Raw genomic sequence first — 5,770 nt, forward strand, 5'->3', positions numbered from 1 at the left:
CCCCGGTCCGCGCGAGTGGCGGGCCGGGGGCGGCGGGGGCGCCGAGCGAACGGGGCCTACTCGTCCGGTTCCTCGTCGGAGGGGGCGTTCGTCGGCGTGGTGGCGGCGGAGTCGGTCTCCAGGAGGCGGGAGAGCTGACGGCCGACGATCCGCTTGAACTTGCGCTGCTGGGGGCGGGTGCGGTCCAGGACGGCCACCTCCAGGCGCTCGGCGGGGATCTCCCGCTCGCCGCCGTTGGTGTCCCGGGACAGCGCCTGCACGGCCAGCTTCAGGGCCTCGGCGAGGGACATGCCGTCGCGGTGGCGCTGGTCGAGGAAGGTGCTGATCTGCTCGGCGTTGCCGCCGACGGCGACCGAGCCGTGCTCGTCGACGATGGAGCCGTCGTGCGGCAGGCGGTAGATCTGGTCGCCGTCCGGGGAGGCGCCGACCTCGGCGACGACCAGCTCGACCTCGTAGGGCTTCTCGCCGGCGCTGGAGAAGATGGTGCCCAGGGTCTGGGCGTAGACGTTGGCGAGGCCGCGGGCCGTGACGTCGTCGCGGTCGTAGGTGTAGCCGCGCAGGTCGGCGTAGCGGACGCCGCCGATGCGGAGGTTCTCGTACTCGTTGTACTTGCCGGCCGCGGCGAAGCCGATGCGGTCGTAGATCTCGCTGAACTTGTGCAGGGCGCGGGAGGGGTTCTCGCCGACGAAGACGATGCCGTCGGCGTACTGCAACACGCAGAGGCTGCGGCCGCGGGCGATGCCCTTGCGGGCGTATTCCGCCCGGTCCTGCATGGCCTGGGCGGGCGAGACATAGAACGGCGTCGTCACCGGCTGTCCGTTCCTTTCTTCAGGGGCGTGGGAGCGGGCGCACCGCGCAGCGGCGGTTGCGGGAACGTCACAGCAGCGCGGCGCGCGGGCCGTCGGGCTCGGCGAGGCGGCGCTCCAGGATGGAGCGGGCGATCTCGGAGGACTCGGCGTCGGTGAGGCGGCGGAAGCCGTCCTCGGTGATCACGGTGACGATCGGGTAGATGCGGCGGGCCACGTCGGGGCCGCCGGTGGCCGAGTCGTCGTCGGCGGCGTCGTAGAGCGCCTGGACGACGGCGGTGATCACCTGCTCCTCGGTGAGGTCGTCCCGGTAGAGCTTCTTGAGCGATCCGCGGGCGAAGATCGAGCCGGAGCCGGTCGCCGCGTACCCCTGCTGCTCCTCGGAGCGGCCGCCGGTGACGTCGTAGCTGAAGATGCGGCCCTTGTCGCGGTCGACGTCGTACCCGGCGAACAGCGGGACGACGGCCAGGCCCTGCATGGCCATGCCGAGGTTGCCGCGGATCATGGTGGAGAGCCGGTTGGCCTTGCCCTCCAGGGAGAGCTGGACGCCCTCGACCTTCTCGAAGTGCTCCAGTTCGAGCTGGAAGAGCTTGACCATCTCCACCGCCAGGCCGGCGGTGCCGGCGATGCCGACCGCGGAGTATTCGTCGGCGGGGAAGACCTTCTCGATGTCGCGCTGGGCGATCATGTTGCCCATGGTGGCGCGCCGGTCGCCGGCGAGCACCACGCCGCCGGGGAAGGAGGCGGCCACGATGGTGGTGCCGTGCGGGGCCTCGATGGCGCCCTGCACGGGCGGCAGGGCGCGCTTGCCCGGCAGCAGCTCGGGCGAGTGGTCGGACAGGAAGTCCATGAAGGACGACGAGCCCGGCGTCAGGAAGGCCGCCGGCAGTCGCCCGGTGCTCCGAGGGTTGGCTTCCACGCGTTTCCTTCCGAAAAGAGGCGGCGGCCCGCCGCGCTGCGGCGGTCGGGCCGATCTTGCGTGCTGTGCACGGGACCTTACCCGCGCTGCTGCCGCTCATCCGTCCCGGTGCCGGCGGCTTCGGCCGCCGGCAGCGGGGCGGCGGGGGCGCGGCTCGCGCCCGCCCCGCGCTGCGGCTACTGGCCGCCCTTCTGCACGAAGGAGCGCACGAAGTCCTCGGCGTTCTCCTCCAGGACGTCGTCGATCTCGTCCAGCACGGAGTCGACGTCGTCGGACAGCTTCTCCTGGCGCTCCTTGAGGTCCTCGGATGCCTGCGCGTCCTGCGCCTGCTCCTCGGTCTCCTCGGTGGAACGCGTGGCCTTCTGCTGACCGCCGCCGGTGTCCTTGGTCGCCATATCCCTCACCCCGCTCGGTGTGCCCGCATGGTTCGGTGGTCGGAGACCGCGTTCGGTCTCGTCGGGTCTTTCAAGATCAGACCCTACTAGGAGGGTCCGACAACGGCCCCCGCTTTGCCGTCTGCTTCTTCAGCTCGGGGGGCCATGGTCATGATTCCCGTCCGAAGGCCTTTTGCACCCTCGGGCGGGCGCCGGTCGGCCGCGGCGGCCGGGTCACCTGCCGGAGAGCACCCGGACCAGCTCCTCGGCGCTGCGGCAGCGGTCGAGGAGGTCCTTGACGTGCTCCTTGGTGCCGCGCAGCGGTTCCAGGGTGGGCACCCGCTGGAGCGAGTCCCGGCCCGGGAGGTCGAAGATCACCGAGTCCCAGGAGGCGGCGGCCACGTCGTCGGCGTACTGCTCCAGGCAGCGGCCGCGGAAGTAGGCGCGGGTGTCCTCCGGGGGGTGGGTGCGGGCCCGCTCGACCTCGTCGTCGGTCAGCAGCCGCTTGACGCGTCCGCGGGCCGCCAGCCGGTTGTAGAGGCCCTTGTCGGGGCGTACGTCGGCGTACTGGAGGTCGACCAGGTGCAGCCGGGCGGCGTCCCAGTCCAGGTCGTCGCGGCGGCGGTAGCCCTCCATCAGCTCGCGCTTGGCGACCCAGTCCAGCTCGCCGGCCAGGCTCATGGGGTCGGTCTCCAGCCGCCGCAGGGTGTCCTCCCAGCGGTCGAGCACGTCGAGGGTCTGCTCGTCGGCGTCGGCGCCGAACCGGTTCTCCACGTACTTGCGGGCCAGCTCGCAGTACTCCATCTGGAGCTGCACCGCGGTCAGCGTCCGGCCGTTGCGCAGGGTGACCAGGTACTGGAGGGAGGGGTCGTGGGAGACCTGGTGCAGGGTGCGCACCGGCTGGTCGACGGCGAGGTCGACGGTGACGAAGCCGTCCTCGATCATGGACAGCACCAGGGCGGTGGTGCCCAGCTTGAGGTAGGTGGAGATCTCCGAGAGGTTGGCGTCGCCGATGATCACGTGCAGCCGGCGGTACTTCTCGGCGTCGGCGTGCGGTTCGTCGCGGGTGTTGATGATGGGCCGCTTGAGGGTGGTCTCCAGACCCACCTCGACCTCGAAGTAGTCGGCGCGCTGGCTGATCTGGAAGCCGTGCTCGCGGCCGTCCTGGCCGATGCCGACGCGGCCGGCGCCGGTGACGACCTGCCGGGAGACGAAGAACGGCGTGAGGTGGCGCACGATGTCCGAGAAGGGGGTCTCCCGCTTCATCAGGTAGTTCTCGTGCGTCCCGTAGGAGGCGCCCTTGTTGTCGGTGTTGTTCTTGTAGAGGTGGATGGGCTGGGCGCCGGGCAGGGCCGCGGCCCGTTCGGCGGCCTCGGCCATGATCCGCTCGCCGGCCTTGTCCCAGAGCACGGCGTCGCGCGGGTTGGTGATCTCCGGCGAGCTGTACTCGGGGTGGGCGTGGTCGACGTAGAGCCGGGCGCCGTTGGTGAGGATCACGTTGGCCAGGCCGATGTCCTCGTCGGTGAGCTGGCTGGAGTCGGCGGCCTCGCGGGCGAGGTCGAAGCCGCGGGCGTCCCGCAGCGGGTTCTCCTCCTCGAAGTCCCAGCGGGCGCGGCGCGCCCGGTGCATCGCCGCCGCGTAGGCGTTGACGATCTGGGACGAGGTGAGCATGGCATTGGCGTTCGGGTGGCCGGGGACGGAGATCCCGTATTCCGTCTCGATGCCCATTACTCGCCGTACGGTCATGCGGCCCTCCTTGCCCGGCGGCGCTCCCCTGCCGGGAGCGGCGCTCAAGTACCGCTGGTGCTCGATGCGTGTGCGGTGTCCGTCCCCGCACTGCGCGACCCGGCGGTATGGACGAGCCTAGAACGCCTCCGCGCTGGTGGGGAGATCGATTGCGTCATTGTGCGGTGGTGCGGCGGGGTCGCCGCGGCGTGGTCACGACGGTCGCCGGGCGGGTCCGCAGACGCCAACCGGCTGCGGATGCCCTCCCCCCGCCCGGATGGGACAGGGCTGGTCGGGGGCACCCGCAGCCGGAAGGCGACTGGCTACAGGTACTGGCCGGTGTTGGCGACCGTGTCGATGGAGCGACCGGTGTCCGCGCCCTGCTTTCCGGTGACGAGGGTGCGGATGTAGACGATCCGCTCGCCCTTCTTGCCGGAGATGCGGGCCCAGTCGTCCGGGTTGGTGGTGTTGGGCAGGTCCTCGTTCTCCTTGAACTCGTCCACGCAGGCCTGGAGGAGGTGGGAGACCCGAAGGCCCTTCTGGTCGTGGTCGAGGAACGCCTTGATGGCCATCTTCTTGGCCCGGTCCACGATGTTCTGGATCATGGCGCCGGAGTTGAAGTCCTTGAAGTAGAGGACTTCCTTGTCACCGTTGGCGTAGGTGACCTCCAGGAAGCGGTTCTCCTCGGACTCGGCGTACATCTGCTCCACGACCGACTGGATCATGGCGTGGACGGCGGCCGGCTTGGAGTCGCTGTGCTCCGAGACGTCGTCCGCGTGCAGCGGCAGCGAGGCGGTGAGGTACTTGGCGAAGATGTCCTTGGCGGCCTCCGCGTCCGGACGCTCGATCTTGATCTTCACGTCGAGCCGGCCGGGGCGCAGGATCGCGGGGTCGATCATGTCCTCGCGGTTGGAGGCGCCGATGACGATGACGTTCTCCAGGCCCTCGACGCCGTCGATCTCGGCGAGGAGCTGGGGGACGATGGTGTTCTCGACGTCGGAGCTGACGCCGGAGCCGCGGGTGCGGAAGAGGGACTCCATCTCGTCGAAGAAGACGATGACGGGGGTGCCCTCGGACGCCTTCTCGCGGGCCCGCTGGAAGACCAGGCGGATGTGCCGCTCGGTCTCGCCGACGTACTTGTTCAGCAGCTCGGGGCCCTTGATGTTGAGGAAGTACGACTTCCCCGCCGGCTGCCCGGTGACCTCGGCGACCTTCTTGGCCAGGGAGTTGGCGACGGCCTTGGCGATGAGGGTCTTGCCGCAGCCGGGCGGGCCGTAGAGCAGGATGCCCTTGGGCGGGCGGAGCTCGTGCTCCTTGAACAGGTCCGGGTAGAGGTAGGGCAGCTCGACCGCGTCGCGGATCAGCTCGATCTGGTTGCCCAGGCCGCCGATCTTGTCGTAGTCGACGTCCGGGACCTCTTCCAGGACGAGCTCTTCGACCTCGCTCTTGGGGATGACCTCGTAGACGTAGCCGGAGCGGGGCTCCAGGAGCAGGGCGTCGCCGGGGCGGATGGTGGTGTCCAGCAGCGGCTCGGCGAGCCGCACCACCCGCTCCTCGTCGGTGTGCCCGAGCACCAGGGCCCGCTCGCCGTCCTCCAGGATCTCCTTGAGGGTGACGATGTCGCCGGCGCGCTCGAACTCCATGGCCTCGACCACGTTGAGCGCCTCGTTGAGCATGACCTCCTGGCCGCGCCGCAGCCCTTCGAGGTCGACGCTGGGGCTGACGTTCACCCGGAGCTTGCGGCCCCCGGTGAAGATGTCGCAGGTGCCGTCGTCGTTGGCCGCCAGGAAGACGCCGAAGCCGGCGGGCGGCTGGGCGAGCCGGTCGACCTCCTCCTTGAGGGCCACGATCTGGTCGCGGGCCTCACGGAGCGTGTTCGCCATGCGTTCGTTCTGCGCGGACACGCCGGCCAGGTTGGTCTGCAGCTCGACGATCCGCTCCTCGAG

At 70.2% G+C, this 5,770-nt stretch carries 5 protein-coding genes; all 5 read right to left on the reverse strand.

The features are described from left to right. Positions 1-56: 56 nt before the first annotated feature. Positions 57-809, reverse strand: coding sequence for a proteasome subunit alpha (prcA, locus tag C6N75_RS22990; RefSeq protein WP_105870801.1), 753 nt, complete (start codon positions 807-809; stop codon positions 57-59). A gap of 67 nt (positions 810-876) precedes the next feature. Beyond that, entirely contained in the window at positions 877-1,725 is an 849-nt protein-coding gene (prcB, locus tag C6N75_RS22995; RefSeq protein WP_105870802.1) for a proteasome subunit beta, read from the reverse strand. Between the two features lie 176 nt (positions 1,726-1,901). Further along, positions 1,902-2,120: a ubiquitin-like protein Pup gene (locus C6N75_RS23000; protein WP_030782898.1), complete on the reverse strand. Its 219-nt coding sequence runs from the start codon at positions 2,118-2,120 to the stop codon at positions 1,902-1,904. A gap of 213 nt (positions 2,121-2,333) precedes the next feature. Then, the gene (gene dop / locus C6N75_RS23005) at positions 2,334-3,845 is read right to left on the reverse strand and encodes a depupylase/deamidase Dop (RefSeq protein ID WP_105870803.1); all 1,512 of its coding nucleotides are present in this window, start codon (positions 3,843-3,845) and stop codon (positions 2,334-2,336) included. Positions 3,846-4,147: 302 nt separating this feature from the next. Continuing rightward, the coding region (gene arc, locus C6N75_RS23010; RefSeq protein ID WP_181160585.1) for a proteasome ATPase at positions 4,148-5,770 on the reverse strand (1,623 nt) is incomplete at its 5' end.

The sequence above is a fragment of the Streptomyces solincola genome, from assembly GCF_002982015.1.
Lineage (GTDB): Bacteria > Actinomycetota > Actinomycetes > Streptomycetales > Streptomycetaceae > Streptomyces > Streptomyces solincola.

Bases quoted from the DNA above. Each gene is read 5' to 3' on its own strand.
- C6N75_RS23000 (WP_030782898.1), bottom strand. From the start codon at position 2,120: ATGGCGACCAAGGACACCGGCGGCGGTCAGCAGAAGGCCACGCGTTCC.
- dop (WP_105870803.1), bottom strand. From the start codon at position 3,845: ATGACCGTACGGCGAGTAATGGGCATCGAGACGGAATACGGGATCTCC.